Raw genomic sequence first — 17,316 nt, 5'->3', positions numbered from 1 at the left:
TCCCGCTGCAGTTCGCGCCGGCGCTGGAGTTCGGCCTGCGCGGCCGCCTCGGCCTCCTGGCGCTTGCGCTCCTCGGCCTCGACGCGGCCGTACGCCCCGCCGGATCGGCGCCCACCGCGGGCCGCGGGCGGACCGGCCACCACAGGCCCCGGCCGAGCAGCGCGGCCAGCGCCGGGACCAGCACCAGCGACAGGACCAGCGCCGAGAGCAGGATGCCGAGCGCCATCGCGAACGCGACCTGCTCACTGCCGGGGTTGGTGGCGAGCGTGGCGAACGACCCGGCCAGCACCAGCCCGGCCGTCGCGACCGCCGGCGCCGTATGGCGGACGGCCCTGGCCACCGCCGCGCGGGCCGGACCCGGTCGCCGCATCTCCTCCCGGATCCGGTCGGTGATCAGGATGTTGTAGTCCGTGCCCAGCGCCACCACGAACAGGAACAGCACCAGCGGCAGGGTGAAGCTCACCCCCGGCCCGCCCAGGGCGTGCTGGAACAGCAGGGTGGCCGCCCCCAGGGTGGCGGCGAAGCCGAGCCCGACGGACAGCAGCAGCACCACCGGCGCGAGCAGGCTGCGCAGGAGCAGCAGCAGGATCAGCCCGATCAGTGCGGCCGCGACCGGGAGGACGACGGCCAGGTCGTGGTCGACGGCCGTCGACACGTCGGCGAGGACCGCCGCCGTCCCGCCCACGTGACCGGCCGTCCCGGCGGGCGTGTGCCGGGCGACCACGGCCCGGATCGGCCCGGTGACCAGGTCCCGGGCCTGCTGGCTCTGCGGGTCGACGGTCGGGTAGAGGTCGATCCGGGCGGCCCGGTGATCCCCGTTCAGCACGGCCGGGGCGACCTGGCCCACCCCATCGACCTCGCGCAGCGCCCGGGACAGGCCGTCGAGCCGGGCGGCGGTCAGCTCGGCGCCGTCGGTGGCGGTGAGCAGGACACTGGTCGGGTCCGACACCCCGGCCGGCAGCGAGCGGGCGATCTCGGCGGCGGTCGCCGCCGCGGCGGTCCGCCCGCCGGAGCCGCCCTGGCCGTAGTCCATCCGGATACCTGTCAACCCGGCCGTGAGCACGCCGAGCAGGGCGAGCGAGGCGGCCACCGCGGCCACCGGCCGGCGGGTGACCAGCGCGCCGAGGCGGGCGGCCCGGCCGTCGCGGACCTCCCGGTGCAGGGAGCGGGACGGCCAGAACATCTTGCGCCCGGCCGCCGCGAGCAGCGCGGGGAACAGGGTGAGGCTGCCGAGCAGCATCACCAGCACCGCGACGGCGATGGCGGGCCCCAGCGAGCGGAACTGCCCGAAGGTCGCCAGACCGAGGGTGGCGAACGCGGCCACGATGGTCAGCGCGGCGGAGGTGATCGCGGTGCCCACCCGCCGCGCGACCTGTGCGGCGGCCTCCCGGGCGGGCTGCTCGGGCCGGGCGCGCAGCTGCTCGCGGAAGCGGAACAGCAGGAACAGCAGGTAGTCGATGCCGATGCCGAGCAGGACCACGTTGATCAGCCCCGGGGTGCCCGGGTCCAGCTTGCGCCCGGTCAGCACGGCGGCGCCCGCGACGGCGGCGCCCGCGACCCCGCCGATCATCGCGACCGCGAGCAACGGCAGTACGGCGGCCAGCACGCTGCGGAACACCAGTACGTTCAGCAGCACGATCAACCCGGTCACCAGGGCGCCGCCGACGATGGTGGCGGTCCGGTTGTCGTCGGCGCGGTCGACCGTGTCGGCGAGCGGACCGGTGAACCCGGTGCGCATCCCCGCCTCGGCGAAGTACGCCCGGGCGCCGTCCCGGAACGTCCGGTAGACGCCCTGGACACCCGGATCGGCGGGACTGCCGGCCAGCTGGACCGAGAGCAGTCCGAAGCTCAGGTCGGGCGCCGTCATCGCCGGTACCACCCGGGGCGTCTGGGAGCGGTCCGGGACCAGGAAGCTCGGCTGGTCGTCCGCACGGGGCATCACCACCCGGCGCCGCGCCAGCTCCGCGGCCCCGGCCTCGATCGCCGTCCGGTCGGCCGCGCCCAGCGCCCGGCCGTCGGAGCGGGCGACCAGCACCGTCACCGTGGTGGCATCGGGATCCACCCCGAACCGCTCCTCGGCGATCCGCAGCGCGGCGGCCGAGTCGTAGCCGCGGGGCAGGAAGTTCCCGGTCTGGTGTTCGGTGACGCGGGCGATCAGCATCGGGGCCAGGCCGGCCAGCGCGACACCCAGCACCGCCCACAGGGCGATGACCTTCCAGGGGTGCCGGGTCGAATATCGGGTCAGGGCGCGGATCACGTGTCCTCCGGCGGACGGTGTCGGGAGCGGGCCGGCCAGGGGTTCCCGGCCGGTTCCCAGACCATCACCGCGGGTGGCCGGCGGGCGTCGGGGCAGCGGATGATCCGGACCGGGGCCCTGGGTCCTCCCCCCGCGCCGGACCAGGACCCTGCTCCTGGTCCGACCCCGGCCCGACCCCCGCCGAACGGCTGCGAACCTCCGCCGTCACCGCTGCGACCTCGGCCGATGTGCAACCCTGTCCCGGGGACGGGACCCGGACGGGCCCGCCGACACGACGAGCCGACGCGACGAGGGGGCACGGCCATGGCCGGGAGACAGACCACGGCCGGAGGGCCGGACACCGGGGGAGCGGACCCCTCCGGCGGCGCGCACGGCACGCCCGGTGACCTCCGGCCGCAGCCGGACGGGGACGCCGCCGAGGCGTCGTGGTCGCGCAGCGACCCGCTGGTGACCGCCGGGGCCTGCGCGCTCAACCTGCTGAGCTACGTGTTCTTCGCCGACCCCGGTGGCCGGCCCGAAGTGAGCGTGACGGGCTTCCTCCTCGTCGGCCTGGCGGCCGTGCCGCTGCTCGCCAGGCGCAGCCACCCGGTGGCGGCGCTCGCCGCCGTGGTGGCGCTGGACGCGGCGGCCACCCTGACCGTACCGCTGCCCACCCACTTCGGTGCCGTCCTGGTCGTCGCGCTGTACGCGGTCGCCCGGGCCCGCCCCGGCGGGGTGACGGCGGTCGCCGCCGCCGCGACGGCCGCGGTGACGCTGGCGAGCCAGTGCGCCGGGCGGACGCCGTCCTGGCAGCTCGCCGTGTCCACGCCGCTGTCCACCCTGCTCGTGGTGGGTGCCGCGCTGGCGGTGAACCGCTGGCAGCGGGAGGTGGCCGCCAACCGCAGGCTCCTCGCCGACCGCGCCGTCGCCGACGAACGCCGCCGCATCGCCCGGGAGTTGCACGACATCGTGGCCCACCACATCACCACCATGCAGCTGATGGCGGGCGGGGCCAGGGCCAATCTCGCGCGGCCGGAGGTGGTCCGCGAGGCCCTCGTCACCCTGGAGTCCTCCGGGCGGCTCGCGCTGCGCGAGATGCGCCAACTCCTCGACGTGCTGCGGGCGGGCGACGAACCGGAGACCGAACCCGCGCGGCCGCAGCCCGGCGCCGACGACCTCGGCCGGCTGGTGGCCGAATCCCGGCGGGCCGGACTGCCGACCGGGCTCACCGTCGACGGGCCGCCGCGCCCGCTGCCGCCGACCGTCGGCCTCACGGTGTTCCGGATCGTCCAGGAGGCCCTTACCAACGCCCGTAAGTACGCGGGCGGCGCTCCCACCCGCGTCCGGCTGACCTACCGCGCGGACCACGTCACCGTCGAGGTGCAGGACGACGGCGGCGGCGCACCCGCGCAGGACGGGACGGCGAGCGGCCCCGGCGGGTACGGCCTGATCGGGATGCGCGAGCGGGTCGCCCTGCACGGCGGCACCCTTCGCGCCGGCCCGCGGCCCGGCGGGGGATTCGCCGTGACGGCCGAACTGCCGGTCGGCGCCGAGGAGACGGCCGAAGCGGCCGTCGAGGACGACGTCGAGTACGAAGGGGCCCGCCGGTGAGCGCGACCGGGACGACACCACCGGGGATCAGGGTGCTGATCGCCGACGACCAGCCGCTGGTGCGGCGCGGCCTGTCACTGATCCTCTCGCCCGACCCGGCCTTCGAGGTGGTGGGCGAGGCCGGGGACGGTGCGCAGGCCGTCGCCCTCGCCCGCCGACTGCGGCCCGACGTCGTGGTGATGGACATCCGGATGCCCGTGCTGGACGGCGTCGCCGCGACCGAACAGCTGGCCGAGGCCGTGCCGGGCTGCCGGGTCCTGGCCCTGAGCACCTTCGACCTCGACGAGTACGTGGTCGGCGCCCTGCGGGCCGGGGCGTACGGCTTCCTGCCCAAGGACAGCTCCCCGGAGGAGCTCGGCGCGGCGATCCGCACCGTCCACGCCGGGGAGGCCGTCGTCGCACCGCGCCTGCTGACCCGGCTGATCTCCACCTACGTCCGGGCGCCCCGCGGCGCGCCGCCCGTCCTCACCGGCGTGGACGGACTCACGCCCCGCGAGGTCGAGGTGTGGCGGCTGATGGCCACCGGCCTGGACAACGCCGGGATCGCCCGCGCGCTGGACATCAGCGCCTCCACGGTCAAGAACCACATCACCGGCATCTTCGACAAACTGGCGGTCCGCGACCGGGCCCAGGCGGTCATCGCCGCCTATGAATCGGGGCTGGTCACCGCCGGTTCGACGGCCGCCGTGCCCCGCCCGGGCCGGTAGCCGGGGCCGGGGCGGCGGCGCCGGCTACCGGCCGGGCCGTGTCGGCGCGGGCACCGGGCCGGCCTTGCGCGCGTGCAGCACGCTGCCCTCCAGCGGCAGCGGCGCGCAGCCCACGAGGGCGAGCCCCGCGTCGGCGAGCAGCCGGCCGTAGTGGTCGGCGCGGCGTTCACGGCCACCGACGTTGCACCGCATGTGGAGGTCCCAGGCGGTCGCGAGCGACACCGAGTCGTCGGCGGGCAGCACCCGCTCGACGACCAGCAGATCGGCCCCGGCGGGCATGGCCCGGGCGCAGTGCCGAAGGATCTCGCGGCACCGCTCGTCGTCCCAGTCGTGCAGGATCCGGGACAGGACGTACACGTCGCCGCCGGGCGGCACGGCCGCGAAGTCGCCCGCCCGGTAGGTGCAGCGCCCGCCGACCCCGGCGGCGTCGAGCGACCGGCGGGCGGCCTCGACGACGTGCGGACGTTCGAGCAGGACACCGTGCAGCCGCGGGTGTGCGGTGAGGATCCGGCCGAGCAGGGCCCCGTTGCCGCCCGCGACGTCGACGACGGTGGCGGGCCCGGGCCGTTCCGCCGCGGCCGTGATGACCGGGTGGGCGGCGAGCGGCTCGAACATCCGGGCGCCGGCCGCCATCGCCCGGTCGAACATGTCCGCGAGTTCGGGGTGGCGGGCGAAGTGGTCGAAGTGGTTCTCGCCGAAGAGGTGGTCGAACGCGGCCTCCCCGGTCCGTACCGTGTGCCCGAGCGCGCCGAACGACCGGTAGAACGGGCCGCCGTACATGAGCGCCAGCGGCCGCATCGACTCCGGGGCGTCGGCCCGCAGCAGCGCGCCGAGCCCGGTGAGCCGGAAGCCGTCCCGCTCGCCCGCCACCACGCCCAGCATCGCGAGGTAGCGCAGCAGCGTCGTCAGGCTCTCCGGGTCCGCGCCGACGGCCCGCGCCAGCGTCCCGGCGTCGGTGACCGTCTCCGGGGCCATCGCGTCGGGCACCCGCAACTCGGCGAAGACGGCCAGCGCCTGCGTGGTCCACGCCCCGGTCATCAGGCGCAGGAGCGTTTCGGCAGACCGGCGGGCGCGGTGCTCCACCAGGTGGGCGGCGAGGACGTCCCGGTGGTCACCTGGCGCGTACAGCTCCATCCGCCGGTACCCGGCCTTCGCCCCGGCGGGCGCGGTGAAGTAGAACACCGTGCCGTCCTCGTGCGGGTTGTACCCGCCGCCGTCGGCCACCGCACCGTGCCGGGCGAACAGCGCGCACATGCCGCGCAGGAGCAGCGGGTCCGGCCGTTCGACCTCGAAGGCCAGGTGCGCCTCGTGCTCCCGGGCGCGTTCGTGCTCGGCGACGTCGGCGAGCTCCGAGCCCGGCGGCACGACCAGCGTGAACAGCTCCACCGTCCGCCGCTCCCCGTCCCTCCCGGTCACGGGCGGGCGCAGGATGTGCACCTCGAGCCCGGCGGCATCGCGACGGTGCCGCGCGGCCAGCCGGTCACGGACCACCACGCTGGGCCGCGGTGGCACGTCCCCGGCCAGCCCGCAGCCGGCCAGCAGGCCCCGCAGCTCCTGCGGGTCCGACGGGAAGACCAGCAGCGCGGCGTGCGAGAAGCGGCAGCGGTCCACCAGGGCCTGCAGCTCCACGGCGTCCAGACCGGGCAGCAGCAGCGGCAACAGGGCGGCGGCGTCCTGCTCCCGGACGAAGTCGACCGTCTCGCGTAAGCGGGCGGCGTCCGGGAGCGTGCTGGCGGCCGTCGGGCTCGGCGCGGTCATCGCGGTCTCCTCCAAGGGGGTTCGAGGGTTCGGGGTTTCGGTGTGCGGACGGAACGGGTGTCAGACGCCGACGTACTGTTCGGCGAACCAGTCCTGGCAGCTGCGCGAGGTGCGCAGCGAGGCGAGACGGGAACGGCGCAGCCGCTCCTGGAACGGCGGGTCGTCCGCGGCCGGGGCCGCGTGCAGCAGCCGGACCATCCAGCGCGAGAACTCCTGCGCGCGCCAGATGTGGTCCAGGCACCGGGCCGAGTACCGGGCCAGCCCCTCCGGGGCGCCGTGCCGCAGGTCGTCGACCAGGGCCAGGCCGAGGAGCTCGGCCTCCAGCACCGCGAGGTTGGCGCCCTTGGCCGCGGACGGGCTGATCAGGCTCGCGGCGTCGCCGGCCAGGAAGAGCGCGCCGTGGCACAGGGGTTCGAGGACGTCGGACTCCAGCTGGACCACCGAGCGGTCGACGAAGCGGCCCCGGCGCAGCGGCCCGAACTCCGCGGCGCGCATCCGCAGCGCCAGTTCGTCCCAGATCTGCTCGTCGGTGCGGTCGCCGGGCGAACTGCCGTGCTCGCACTGCAGGTAGTAGCGGGTGAGTTCGGGGGTCCGCGCCATGTGCCCGGCGAAGCCCCGCCCGTGCACCGCGTAGGCGACGGCGTCCAGACTCGGCGGCGCCTCGGCGAGCAGCCCGAGCCAGGAGACACCGTGGTCCAGGTGGTGGCGGCGGACCGCGCCCGGGGGCAGGGAGCGCCGGGCGGCGCCGTGCCGGCCGTCGCAACCGGCGACGTACCGGCCCCGCCAGTGGCCCGGTCGCCCATCGGCGTCGCGCACGGTGACGGTGGGCCTGGTGCCGTCCATCCCCTGCACGGCCACCGCCTCGGTGCCGAAACGCACCTGGCCGCCCCTGGCCTGATAGACCGTCAACAGATCGTCCACCAGCAGGTGCTGCGGATGGACGGTGTGCGCCTCCCCGCTGCCCAGCGCGCCGTAGTGCAGCCGGAACCGGCCGTCCTCGGTGCGGAACTCGCAGGTGGCGTGGGTGCGTCCACGCCGGTGCAGGCCGTCGGCGAGGCCGTGCCGCTCCAGGATCCGCACCGTGTTCGCGGCGAGGAACCCGGCCCGCTGCCGGGCCCGGAGCTGCTCCCGGCCGGCGCGTTCCAGCACCACGCACCCGACCCCGGCGGCCTGCAGCAGGTTGCCGAGCACCAGCCCGGCCGGTCCGGCCCCCAGGATCACCACCTCGGTGGTGTCGACTGCAGCTTGATCGATCTGACTCTCCGTCACAAGAAGTGGATCATAGGCAGTGGTCGGCCGGCGCGAGCCCCGGTGTTCACCCGTACGCGCGCGCCGGGAGGAGCCGGCGGGCGCCCCTGCCGCAGGCCCGGCGCGCCGGCCCGGCGGCGGGGCCGATGCCGGGCGCAGCCGCCGGGGGAGGGGATCGTACGACCACGATGCGCCGGCCCGCGGCCGGTGACCGCGCCACCCTCCGAACGGTGCCGCCCGGCGTCCTACTCCGAAGGATGACGCCACGGACCGGAGTTGACGCGGCCGGGTGCGGGACGCCGGGCCCCGGCCCACCGGTGCCGGGCTGGCCGGTGCAACCGCCGCGTCGCCATGATCGTCCTTCGCGGACGGGCCCCTACGCACCGGTACGGGCCCCGCAGGAGCCCGTACCACCCCCTACCCGGGCACCCGCGGACCACATCGACACAGCAAGGACGTCCTACATGATCGAGGCGCGCGGCCTCACCAAACGGTACGGCTCCACCACCGCCGTCGACCAACTGTCCTTCCAGGTCCGGCCCGGGGTCGTCACCGGCTTCCTCGGACCGAACGGGTCCGGCAAGTCGACCACCATGCGGATGATCCTGGGCCTGGACACGCCGACCTCGGGAACCGTCACCATCGACGGGCAGCCGTACCGCGAACTGCCGAACGCCGCCCGCACGGTCGGCGCCCTGCTCGACGCGCGCGCGGTGCACGGCGGCCGCGACGCGTACCACCACCTGCTCTGCATCGCCCAGTTGGCGGGCGTGCCACGGCGGCGGGTGGCGGAGGTGCTGGACATCGTCGGCCTGACGGAGGTGGCCCGGCGCCGCACCAAGGGCTTCTCGCTGGGCATGGGCCAGCGGCTCGGCATCGCCGCCGCGCTGCTCGGCGATCCCGAGGTGCTGCTCTTCGACGAACCCGTCAACGGCCTCGACCCGGAGGGCATCCACTGGGTCCGCACCCTGATGCGCGCCCTGGCGGCCGAGGGCCGGACGGTGTTCGTCTCCTCGCACCTGATGAGCGAGATGGCGATCACCGCAGACCACCTGATCGTGATCGGCCAGGGCCGGCTCCTCGCGGACATGCCCGTCGGGGACTTCATCGCCCACCACTCGGCCGGCTACGCCCGGGTCCGCACCCCCGACGCCGCCGGGCGGGACCTGCTCGCCCGGGCGCTGGCCGACGCGGGCGCGGGTACCGAGCCGGAGCGGGACGGCGCCCTCAAGGTCACCGGCCTCGACCTGCCCCGGATCAGCGACCTGGCGCACCTGCACGGCGTCCGGCTGTACGAACTGTCGCCGCACCACGCCTCGTTGGAGGAGGCGTACATGCGGCTGACCCAGCACTCGGTGGAGTACCGCTCGGGCCCGGCGTGGACGCCCCCGCCCGCCGGCCCCGACGCCGGCGAAGGCCCGGCCGCCGACCCCCACTCCCACCACCACCGTCACCCGAGCGAGGTCTGACCCGTGTCCAGCACCACCCACCCCGCCCCCGCGGCCCCGCGGTTCACCTCCCCCGTCCCGATACGGCCCGCCCGCCTCGGCCACGCCCTCGCCTCCGAGTGGACGAAGATCCGCAGTCTGCGGTCCACGGTCTGGTCCCTGGGCGTGATGTTCGTCCTGGTCGCCGGCGTCGGGGCGCTGGCCGTCGCGTTCTCCCAGGACAACACCCGTCCCGGCGACGACATCCTCGGCCTCGGCCTCGGCGGGTTCATGGTCGGCCAGATCCCCGTCATCACGCTCGGTGTCCTCACCATCAGCTCCGAGTACGGCACCGGGATGATCCGCAGCACACTGACCGCCTGCCCGCGGCGCGCCCGGATCCTCACCGCCAAGGCACTGGTCTTCTCCGCCCTCGCGCTGGCCCTCGGCACCGCGGCGATCGGCACCTTCACCCTCGTCGCGCTCGCCGTGCTCGGCGGCCGGGCCGGTGCCCAGCCCGCCGACGCGGTCCTGCGCACCGTCCTCGGCGGCGGCCTCTACCTGGCCGTCATCGGACTGATGGCGCTGGCCGTCGGCGCCCTGCTGCGGCACAGCGCGGGCGCCATCAGCGCGATGATCGGCTTCGTCCTGCTGCCGACCATCGTCGGGCTCTTCGCCGGGGAAACCGTGGGCCGGTTCCTGATCACCTACTCCCCGGTGAGCATCTCGGCCTCGCTGTTCGGCAACGGGCTGGACCCGGAGGTGAACGGCTGGCAGCAGCTCGGCTTCCTGGCGGCGCTGACGGCCGCACTCCTGGCGGCCGCCTACGCGGCGGTCTCGCGCCGCGACGTGTAGAGCGTGCCTGACAGATGGTCACCTGGCGGGTTCGCGGAGCCGGAGGGCGAGTGAGGCCGGGGCGTGGCCGGCCCGCCCTTGGGACCGGCCGACCAGTGTCGAGCTGACCTGCACCCCCCGCTCGGCGGACATCACCTTCGGCGAGGTCGCCGGGACCGGCTCCACGGGCACCGGCGACGAGGGGGTGCGTTGGGTCAACGACTCCGTGGGCGGGTTCAGCACGGTGCGCTGCTCGGTGAAGGCGCTGCTGGAGCACGGCATCGAGCTGGACGCGGTCCCCGACCACCACCCGGCGGCCCGACGGGCCGTCCGCACTGGGACCGCCGACGGGTGCAGGAGCTACCCAGGCGGCAGCAGAGTCAGCGGCTCAGGGGAAGGTCACCTGGTAGTTGCCGTCCTTGAGCTCGAAGACGGCAGCACCGGTGACCCCCTGGTAGACGCCCGTGCCACCGGTGACAGTGCCGATGAACTCCTTGGCAGCCGCTTCGTCGGCGGGCACGACCACGGACAGGGTGACCAGGTTGTCCGGGCTGTACTTGACGACGCTGCTGCAGAGCAGCTGGTCGGGGCCGGCCTCGACCTTGCTGCAGGTGGAGTAGAGCGTGCCGAGGGGCTTCTCGTTCCACTGGTCGTTGAACGCCGCCCGGGTGCCGAAGGAGTTGCCCAACTCCTGCGATGCGCTGCCCTGGGGGGTGGTGTAGTCGCCGGCCTTGACGGTGAGCCACGGGATCGATACGGCCCGGCCCGTGCGCTGCGCGCTGTCCGGGTTCTGACCGTCCGCCAGGGCCGGAGCGCTCATCGCGGCGGCTGCGCCGAGCGCGGCCCCGGCCAGGACGAGGGCGAGCGTGCGCTTGGTGCGCAGGGCATGGAGCATGGAGTCCTCCTCGGACACGTCGGGCCTGCTGCCCGCTTCTGGGCGGTAGTTGAGCACGTCGGAGCCGGCCCGCGCGGTGCCGGCACCTGTCACTTCGGAGGGCGGCCGATGGACCGCTTCCCCTTGGGACGTAAGCGAACCGGTCGCCCATGAACTCCGCCAGGCTGAGCCGTCCGGGCGGTCGCGGCCCTCACCCGAACGCTGATGAGATTCACTCGAAGGCCATGCCGGGTTCTGATGGGGCCGCCATCTGAGGTACTGCGTTCCGCCGGAGGCCGGGTCGAAGGCCAGGTCGCCGAGGCTGCGAGCGGCGAGAAGGCACCGCTGTCCGTCGAGTCGGGCGCCGTCAGTGTCTCGCCGCGGCTCCCCGGTCGGTCGGCAGCTTGAGCGCCACCTGGTCCATCGTGGCCGCACTGCCCAGGTCCGCCTGGACCCACTGCGGGAGCACGCCGTTGCCGCTCCACGGGTAGCCGGCCCGGCTCCCGTCGTTGACGTTCCCGGCCACGTGCTGGTCGTCCACGCTGCTCGCGGTCGCTGTCCGCCCAGCGGCGAGGTCGGGCCCGCCCGCTTCGACGAACGCGCCACCCGCTACCGCGCAGGCCTCGTCCTCGCCTCACTCATCCGCCGGCTCCGAGAACCCACCAAGTGATCATTTGTCGGACGGGCTCCAGCGCCGCGACATGTGGTGCGGCGACCTGTGGTGCCGCGACGGGCGTTGACGCCCGCGGCCGGGTCGTGAGGCGCCGTCGGATTCCCGGGCGCCGCCAGTGTCCTCGGCGCCGACCGGTCGTTGTTCAGCGCACGGGGACGCCCCGGACCGCGGCCGGTCGGGCCGCCGGTGGCGCCCGCAGCGCCGCGCGAGGGTGAGCACGCTATCACCCCGGCGGGGGAGAGGTATTCGAAACGGCCCGAATGCGAGGGCCGTCCGGTCGAATGCCCGCTCGAGCCCTGCTCCGACCGGGTGATGTTCCCGAAGTTCCCTGCCGGGAAATGCCTCGGATACGAAGAAGCGCGCGTTCGAAAGGCCTGTCGACTCGATTCAACTGCGTCCCGGTGTCGAATTCCGGCGCATATCGAGGGCTCGATCGCGGGAATTGACTACGCAGCGTAGCCGGTTCCTTGCATTCCGTCGCGGCCTTCTCGTAATGTCTCGCCCCGTCAGGCAGCCGCCTGGCGGGGCCGGTAACGCGCCAGCGAATCGGCCTCATCCTGAATGCCACGAAGGAAGAGAATAGAAATGATCAACCTGTCGCAGCTCCAGTCCGAGACCGCCGAGCTGCTCCCGAAGCGCGAGGCGCTGAGCCGCTTCAGCTTCAACCTGCACAAGACCACCACCGTCACCAAGCACACCGCGACGGTGCACGCCGAGAACAACTCGCTCGCGGTCAACGACCACTCCCGTGACTCGCTGGCGAACTCCGAGGCGAAGCAGGTCATCAACATCAGCCAGTGACACCGGCCGACAGTACCACCCGGTGACATCTGCGGGAGGCGCGGGCGGCGGCAGAACCGTCCCGGCAGGGCGCCGAGACCGGCGGCCGACCGGACGGCGAACCCGGCCGTGACCTGACCCTCCCGGATGGATGAGCGTTCCCGGCGACGCCAGAATCGTCGCCGGGAACGCCTTCTTCCAGGTCAACGACGGTCAGCCAGGAAGGTAACGTGACCGACCACGGAAGCGGCCCCGGCGGCCGACCGCCCCCCACCCGCAGCCCCTCACCCGCCCGCAGCCCCTCACCGGCCCGGCACCGCCGGCCCCCGCCCGCCGCCGCAGTGCCAGAACCCGCCGCAGTGCCACCGCCGCGGCTCCCGGCCGGCACCGAACTCCTCGGCGAGTACCAGGACTCCGGGTTCACCGAACCCCGCTACCTGGTCAGACGGCCCGACGGCCAGGTGATCCAGCTCAGCCGGCTGCTCTACCTGGTGGTGTGCGCGATCGACGGGTCACGCTCCCACGAGGCGATCGCCCACCACGTGAGCGGCCGGTTCGGCAACGAGGTCAGCACCGGGAACATCGCCTACCTCGTCGAGGAGAAGCTCGACCCGCTGGGCATCACCGCCACCGGGCACGGCCCGGCGACACCGGTGGACCTCCCGGCGACCGACCTCCTCCTCACCCTCAAGTTCCACCGGGTCCTGCTGCGCCGGCCCACGGTGGCCGCGGTGGCCGCCGCGTTCTCCTGGCTCCACCGGCCACCCGCCGTCGCGCTCGTCCTGCTGTCCGCCGCCGCCGCGGACTACTGGCTCTTCGCCCTCCACGGGGCGATGGAGCCCGTCCTGCACACCCTCGAGCAGCCCGTTCTCCTGCTGCTGGTATTCGCCCTCACCGTGCTGTCGACGGTGTTCCACGAATTCGGCCACGCCTCGGGCTGCCGCTACAGCGGTGGAAGTCCCGGCTGTATCGGCTGCGGCATCTACCTGGTATGGCCGGCGATGTACACCGACGTCACCGACGTCTACCGGCTCAAACGCGGCGGACGACTACGGACCGATCTCGGCGGCGTCTACTTCAACGTCGTCTTCATGATGATTCTCTTCGCCGCCTATTTCGGCACCGGGCAGGAATTCTTCCTGACGGCCGTGTACCTGACGCATTACGAGATCCTCGAACAGCTGCTGCCGGCGCTGCGCCTCGACGGTTACTACATCCTGGCCGACCTGGCGGGCGTGCCCGACCTCTTCGGCAAGGTCGGCCCGATTCTGCGGAGCATGGTCCCCGGCCGTCCGGTGCCCCCGGAGATCGCCGGAATGAAACGCTCGTCGCGGATCATCGTGACGGGCTGGGTGGTCACCATGGTCCCGCTGCTCGTCGGCGAGATCGCCTACGCCCTGTGGAACCTCCCCCGGCTCCTCTCCACCAGCGTCCGGTCCCTCACCGACCAGCTCGCAGGCACCTACCGGGCGCTCGCCGAAGGCGCCGCGGCGAGCTTCCTGCTCGGGGCGATCGGCTGCGTCATGCTGCTGCTGCCGTCCCTCGGACTGGTCTACCTGGTGCTGCGGCTGAGCGCCCGCGGCCTCCGGGCGGTGCGGCGCAACGCGCGTTCCGGCGGGAGGAGGGCCCGGCTGGTGACGCTGGCAGGGCTCGGTGCGGCGTCCGCCCTCGCGGTCGCCTGGGTGTACGGCATGACGCCCGAACCGCTCCCGCCGCGGCCCCCCGTCGTGCCGGCGCTGCAGCCGAACGTCCCCGTGAACCGGCCGCCCGCCCAGCCGTACGAGGCCGGGCTGCCCACGGTGAAGCCCTCGCACTCCGGGCGGCCGCAGTCCCCGAAGCCGTCCGTGGCCGCCGTCCCGCCGCTGCCGGGCCCGCCCGCCGACCCCGGCACGCCGCAGCCCCCGGGGGCCTCCCCGTCCGCCACCCGCGCGACGCCCGCCCCCGCCACCTCCGCGTCCTCGCCCGGCCCCACCACGCCGCGCCCGACATCGCCGCAGCCGACGTCGCCGCAGCCGACGGTGTCGGCCCCGGCCTCGCCGAGCGCGGACCCGTCCGCCTCACCCCCCAGTCCATCCGGCACGCCCGGAACCCCCGTACCGAGCCCGTCCAACGGCTGACACCGGCCCTCAGGAGGAACTCCCATGTCCCAACAGCGCCACCGCGCACCCACCCGCCGCCTCGCACCGCTGCTGCGGACCGGCCTGCTCACCACGGCCGCCGCCGTCCTGGTCGCGGGCACCCCGGTGGTCGCCTCCGCCGCGCCCGGAACCGCCCGGACCGGCTCGGCGGTGCGGGTCGACACCGCGAGCGCGATCAGCACCGCCAGCCCGATCCGCCCCCACGACTTCCAGGTCGCGTTCGAGGTCCGCCAGTACGGGGACCTGGTCGGCGCGGGGGCGGACAACCGCGCGCTCGCCTCGTCCCGGTTCTGCGACGGGAACCTGCACTGCAGCTCCACCGCGCTCTCGTTCCAGATCATCACCATGGGCGGCGACCACAGCCGGCTCCACACGACCAACGTCAGCAAGGCGAGCAACAACCACTGCACCGGCTGTCAGACCCTCGCCGGCGCCTACCAGTTCGTCCTGGACACCCCCGAGCCGATCACGCTCGGGCCGGACGCCCTGCGCCGGCTGCGGGACGTCGAGACGGCGCTGCGCGCCGCCCGCAACCAGTCGCCGCAGACGCTCAAGGCGACCGTGGACGGCCTGGTCCAGCAGGTCATCACCATCCTCGACGAGGCGGCCGCGGCGCAGCCCGCGTCCCCGGGCCTCAAGGCGGCCGCGGCGCCGGCCCGGCCCAAGGTCACGCTCAACCGGACGCTCGACGGCTGGCCCGGCGCCAACTGAGCTGCCCTGGCCCCCCGTTCGGGCGCATCAGGGCTGAGGACCCCGACCGCCCCGACGCCCGCGGCGCCCACCGAACCGGAGCCGTTCGCCCGCTGATCTGGCAGCGGGCGACCCCCGCGGACACCCGCCGCAGTGACCGCCACCGGCGCGGCCCGCGCATCCCGGGCGAGCAGTCCGGCCCGGCCGTCTCCCCCTCCCCGCCGCCCGGCTCCCGGCACGCACGCCGGGCCCGGCAGCCCGCCCCACCACTTCCCGCACGCAGCTACGCCCTGCCGTGCCCACTCAGCGAGGACCACACCCATGCGCCGGATCAGCGCGGTTACGGCCGCCCTCACACTCGCCACCGCCACCGCACTGGGCAGCGGCGCCCCGGCGGCGGCCCTCGATCCGGGCGGCGCCGCCCGTTCCGCCGCCCGACCGTCCGCCCGTCACGAGCCCGGAGCGGCCACCCCGGCACCCCGGCTGACCGTCACGGACGTCCCACCGACCGTCGCGGCCGGGGGCAGCGCCCGGTTCTCGGCGGAACTGCAGAACCCCACCGACACCGACCTGCTCTTCTACCCCGCCCTCCGGAGCGCCCCGGACCAGCAGGGCACCCCCGCCGACCGGATGACGCTGCGGTACCGGCCGGGCGGCGCCGGGCGGCCGGACGGCGCCGACCCGGTCCTCGTACCGGCGGGCACCACGCGGACGCTCGAACTCGAACTGGCACTTCCCCCGGACCTGGCGGACGGCACGCTCGACTTCACCCCCGTCGCGTACTGGACCCCCGCGGGGTCGGACGGCGGACGTGACGCGGCCACCCGCCACCTCATCACCGGCGGGCCGAAGTCCCTCTGCGTCGGACACCCCACGCCCGGCCCCTCGTCCAGCGCCGACGGCTCCCCGAGCGCGTCCCCCCGGCCGACCTCGTCGCCCACCGCCACACCCACCGGGCCGACGCCATCCGCGTCCGGGCCCTCCGCATCGGCGTCCCCGAGCGGCGCCGCCCCCAGCACCGAACAGCCCGGAAGCCGGCCCACCGACACGGTGTCGCTGGCGTCCACCGGCGGAGGCGCGAGCCCGGTGCTGATCAGCGTCGGTATCGCCTTCCTCCTCGCCGGAGCGGCATCGCTCACCGCGCTCCGCCGGCGCCGGGACGCCGGACGGCACCGCTCCTGACCCTGCTACGCCCCGGGTCCCGGACCACCGGGTCGGGGGCCGGAGAGCAGCGTACGACCGCCCTCCGGCCCCCGCCCGGCCGCTGACCGCCCGGCCGCCGACCGCCCGACCACCCGCCGAAGGACACCCGTGAACGCCCTGCACGTAGCCGTCCCGTCGCCGCGCACCGCCGGCACCGCACAGCCCGAAGGCGCGGTGACCGCCCGGACCCGGGGCGCCCCGCCGGCCGGTGCCCGGCACCGGCCGCCGGCCGGCCCGTCGGCGACCGCCGGCGGCCGGAGCCAGGTGGAGGACCTGGTCAGCCGGGCCAAGTCCGGCGAGGAGGAGGCGTTTGCCCGGCTCTACCGCCTCTACTCGCCACTGGTCAGCCGCTACCTCGCCCGCCGGATCCGCGATCCCCTGGCCGTCGAGGACCTGACCAGCGAGACCTTCCTGCGGATCCTCTGCCGGATCGGGACCTTCAGCTGGCAGGGCCACGCCTTCGAGGCCTGGGTACTGACGATCGCCCGCAATCTGGCGATCGACCACGCCAGGTCCGTGGTGATGTCCCGCAACCGCCTCGACGCCGATGCGCGCCGCCGCCGGCTGTCGCCCAGCGCGGAGGACGAGGCCCTGGTGCGGATCTTCCGGGACGCACTCGACGTGGTCCTCGAGGGCCTGACGCCGCCTCAGCGCGAGTGCGTCCGGCTGCGCCTGATCGCCGACCTGTCGGTCAGCGAGACGGCCCGGCTGATGGGACGGTCCGCGGGCGCCGTGAAGACGCTGCACTACCGGGCGATGAAGAAGGTCTGCGCGCAGATCGGCGAGGACTACGGCGTCCGCCGCGAGGCCGTCGCCGCGATCGGGAGGAGGTGACCGGAGGTGATCCCGGAACCAGCCGGCCGAGGAGGACCGCGCCATGGAACCCGGCCACGCCGGCCCCCCGCCGGGAACGCCCGAACACGACGCCCCCGCCGCGCGGCCGTCGCTGCCGCCGCCGGAGACGGCGGCGGACGGCCCCACCGGGCGGTTCGCCGCGTTCCTCTCCTGGTGGGCCCGGATGCGGATGGCCGACTGGACGGACGACGGCTACCTCTGAACGGCGGCCGCAGCCGCACCGCGGACCGGCGCCCGCACGGCCGCGGGGCCCCCCCCACACGCGAGCGGGGGGGCGGGGCG

The 17,316-nt window shown here is 74.8% G+C and carries 13 protein-coding genes and 2 pseudogenes; 10 read left to right on the top strand and 5 right to left on the bottom strand.

Annotation, left to right across the window (positions count from 1 at the left end; genetic code table 11):
- The coding region (locus AB0D08_RS36540; RefSeq protein ID WP_359894627.1) for an MMPL family transporter at positions 1-2,257 on the bottom strand (2,257 nt) is incomplete at its 3' end.
- Between the two features lie 303 nt (positions 2,258-2,560).
- On the opposite strand from AB0D08_RS36540, the gene AB0D08_RS36535 reads away from it, so the two are divergent.
- Both AB0D08_RS36535 and AB0D08_RS36530 read left to right on the top strand, forming a co-directional pair.
- Positions 2,561-3,847, top strand: a complete 1,287-nt coding sequence (locus tag AB0D08_RS36535) for a sensor histidine kinase (protein ID WP_359894625.1) — start codon at positions 2,561-2,563, stop codon at positions 3,845-3,847.
- Positions 3,844-4,554: a response regulator transcription factor gene (locus tag AB0D08_RS36530; protein WP_359894623.1), complete on the top strand. Its 711-nt coding sequence runs from the start codon at positions 3,844-3,846 to the stop codon at positions 4,552-4,554. The genes AB0D08_RS36535 and AB0D08_RS36530 overlap by 4 nt, the downstream gene beginning before the upstream one ends.
- A gap of 24 nt (positions 4,555-4,578) precedes the next feature.
- Here the strand turns inward: AB0D08_RS36530 and AB0D08_RS36525 are convergent, their stop codons facing one another.
- The gene (locus tag AB0D08_RS36525) at positions 4,579-6,312 is read right to left on the bottom strand and encodes a methyltransferase (RefSeq protein ID WP_359894621.1); all 1,734 of its coding nucleotides are present in this window, start codon (positions 6,310-6,312) and stop codon (positions 4,579-4,581) included.
- 60 nt (positions 6,313-6,372) lie between these two features.
- The gene (locus tag AB0D08_RS36520; RefSeq protein WP_359894629.1) at positions 6,373-7,536 is read right to left on the bottom strand and encodes a 4-hydroxybenzoate 3-monooxygenase; all 1,164 of its coding nucleotides are present in this window, start codon (positions 7,534-7,536) and stop codon (positions 6,373-6,375) included.
- A 488-nt stretch (positions 7,537-8,024) separates the two neighbouring features.
- On the opposite strand from AB0D08_RS36520, the pseudogene AB0D08_RS36515 reads away from it, so the two are divergent.
- Together AB0D08_RS36515 and AB0D08_RS36510 are read left to right on the top strand one after the other, a co-directional pair.
- Positions 8,025-8,930, top strand: a pseudogene (locus AB0D08_RS36515) (ABC transporter ATP-binding protein); the annotation flags it as partial.
- 102 nt (positions 8,931-9,032) lie between these two features.
- Positions 9,033-9,842 carry an ABC transporter permease subunit gene (locus AB0D08_RS36510; protein ID WP_359894619.1) on the top strand — a complete coding sequence of 270 codons (810 nt, stop codon included), beginning with the start codon at positions 9,033-9,035 and terminating at the stop codon, positions 9,840-9,842.
- A 367-nt stretch (positions 9,843-10,209) separates the two neighbouring features.
- Here the strand turns inward: AB0D08_RS36510 and AB0D08_RS36505 are convergent, their stop codons facing one another.
- Complete coding sequence (locus AB0D08_RS36505; protein WP_359894617.1) at positions 10,210-10,716, bottom strand: hypothetical protein; 507 nt, start codon at positions 10,714-10,716, stop codon at positions 10,210-10,212.
- Positions 10,717-11,062: 346 nt separating this feature from the next.
- Positions 11,063-11,239: pseudogene (locus AB0D08_RS36500) on the bottom strand (hypothetical protein); the annotation flags it as partial.
- 714 nt (positions 11,240-11,953) lie between these two features.
- Here AB0D08_RS36500 and AB0D08_RS36495 point away from each other — a divergent pair.
- The 6 genes from AB0D08_RS36495 (at position 11,954) to AB0D08_RS36470 (ending at position 17,236) form a co-directional block, all read left to right on the top strand.
- On the top strand, positions 11,954-12,169 hold the full coding sequence (locus AB0D08_RS36495) for a hypothetical protein (RefSeq protein ID WP_033821493.1): 216 nt from the start codon (positions 11,954-11,956) through the stop codon (positions 12,167-12,169).
- 338 nt (positions 12,170-12,507) lie between these two features.
- On the top strand, positions 12,508-14,265 hold the full coding sequence (locus tag AB0D08_RS36490; protein ID WP_359894615.1) for a hypothetical protein: 1,758 nt from the start codon (positions 12,508-12,510) through the stop codon (positions 14,263-14,265).
- A gap of 24 nt (positions 14,266-14,289) precedes the next feature.
- A complete protein-coding gene (locus AB0D08_RS36485) occupies positions 14,290-14,997 on the top strand; it encodes a hypothetical protein (protein WP_359894614.1) in 708 nt (235 codons plus the stop codon).
- A 300-nt stretch (positions 14,998-15,297) separates the two neighbouring features.
- Positions 15,298-16,158: an LPXTG cell wall anchor domain-containing protein gene (locus AB0D08_RS36480; RefSeq protein WP_359894612.1), complete on the top strand. Its 861-nt coding sequence runs from the start codon at positions 15,298-15,300 to the stop codon at positions 16,156-16,158.
- 129 nt (positions 16,159-16,287) lie between these two features.
- Positions 16,288-17,013: a sigma-70 family RNA polymerase sigma factor gene (locus tag AB0D08_RS36475; RefSeq protein ID WP_359894611.1), complete on the top strand. Its 726-nt coding sequence runs from the start codon at positions 16,288-16,290 to the stop codon at positions 17,011-17,013.
- Positions 17,014-17,056: 43 nt separating this feature from the next.
- Positions 17,057-17,236 carry a hypothetical protein gene (locus AB0D08_RS36470; RefSeq protein ID WP_359894609.1) on the top strand — a complete coding sequence of 60 codons (180 nt, stop codon included), beginning with the start codon at positions 17,057-17,059 and terminating at the stop codon, positions 17,234-17,236.
- Positions 17,237-17,316: the final 80 nt, after the last annotated feature.

The organism is Kitasatospora sp. NPDC048540, assembly GCF_040651175.1.
Classification (GTDB): Bacteria; Actinomycetota; Actinomycetes; order Streptomycetales; family Streptomycetaceae; genus Kitasatospora.
The sequence above is the reverse complement of the archived record's forward strand: the minus strand, read 5'-3'. Positions and strand labels throughout refer to the sequence as shown.

What these genes read in the sequence shown, in the direction of transcription:
- AB0D08_RS36535 (WP_359894625.1), top strand. Translation starts at nt 2,561, where the DNA reads ATGGCCGGGAGACAGACCACGGCCGGAGGGCCGGACACCGGGGGAGCG.
- AB0D08_RS36525 (WP_359894621.1), bottom strand. Translation starts at nt 6,312, where the DNA reads ATGACCGCGCCGAGCCCGACGGCCGCCAGCACGCTCCCGGACGCCGCC.
- AB0D08_RS36505 (WP_359894617.1), bottom strand. Translation starts at nt 10,716, where the DNA reads ATGCTCCATGCCCTGCGCACCAAGCGCACGCTCGCCCTCGTCCTGGCC.
- AB0D08_RS36495 (WP_033821493.1), top strand. Translation starts at nt 11,954, where the DNA reads ATGATCAACCTGTCGCAGCTCCAGTCCGAGACCGCCGAGCTGCTCCCG.
- AB0D08_RS36485 (WP_359894614.1), top strand. Translation starts at nt 14,290, where the DNA reads ATGTCCCAACAGCGCCACCGCGCACCCACCCGCCGCCTCGCACCGCTG.
- AB0D08_RS36480 (WP_359894612.1), top strand. Translation starts at nt 15,298, where the DNA reads ATGCGCCGGATCAGCGCGGTTACGGCCGCCCTCACACTCGCCACCGCC.
- AB0D08_RS36470 (WP_359894609.1), top strand. Translation starts at nt 17,057, where the DNA reads ATGGAACCCGGCCACGCCGGCCCCCCGCCGGGAACGCCCGAACACGAC.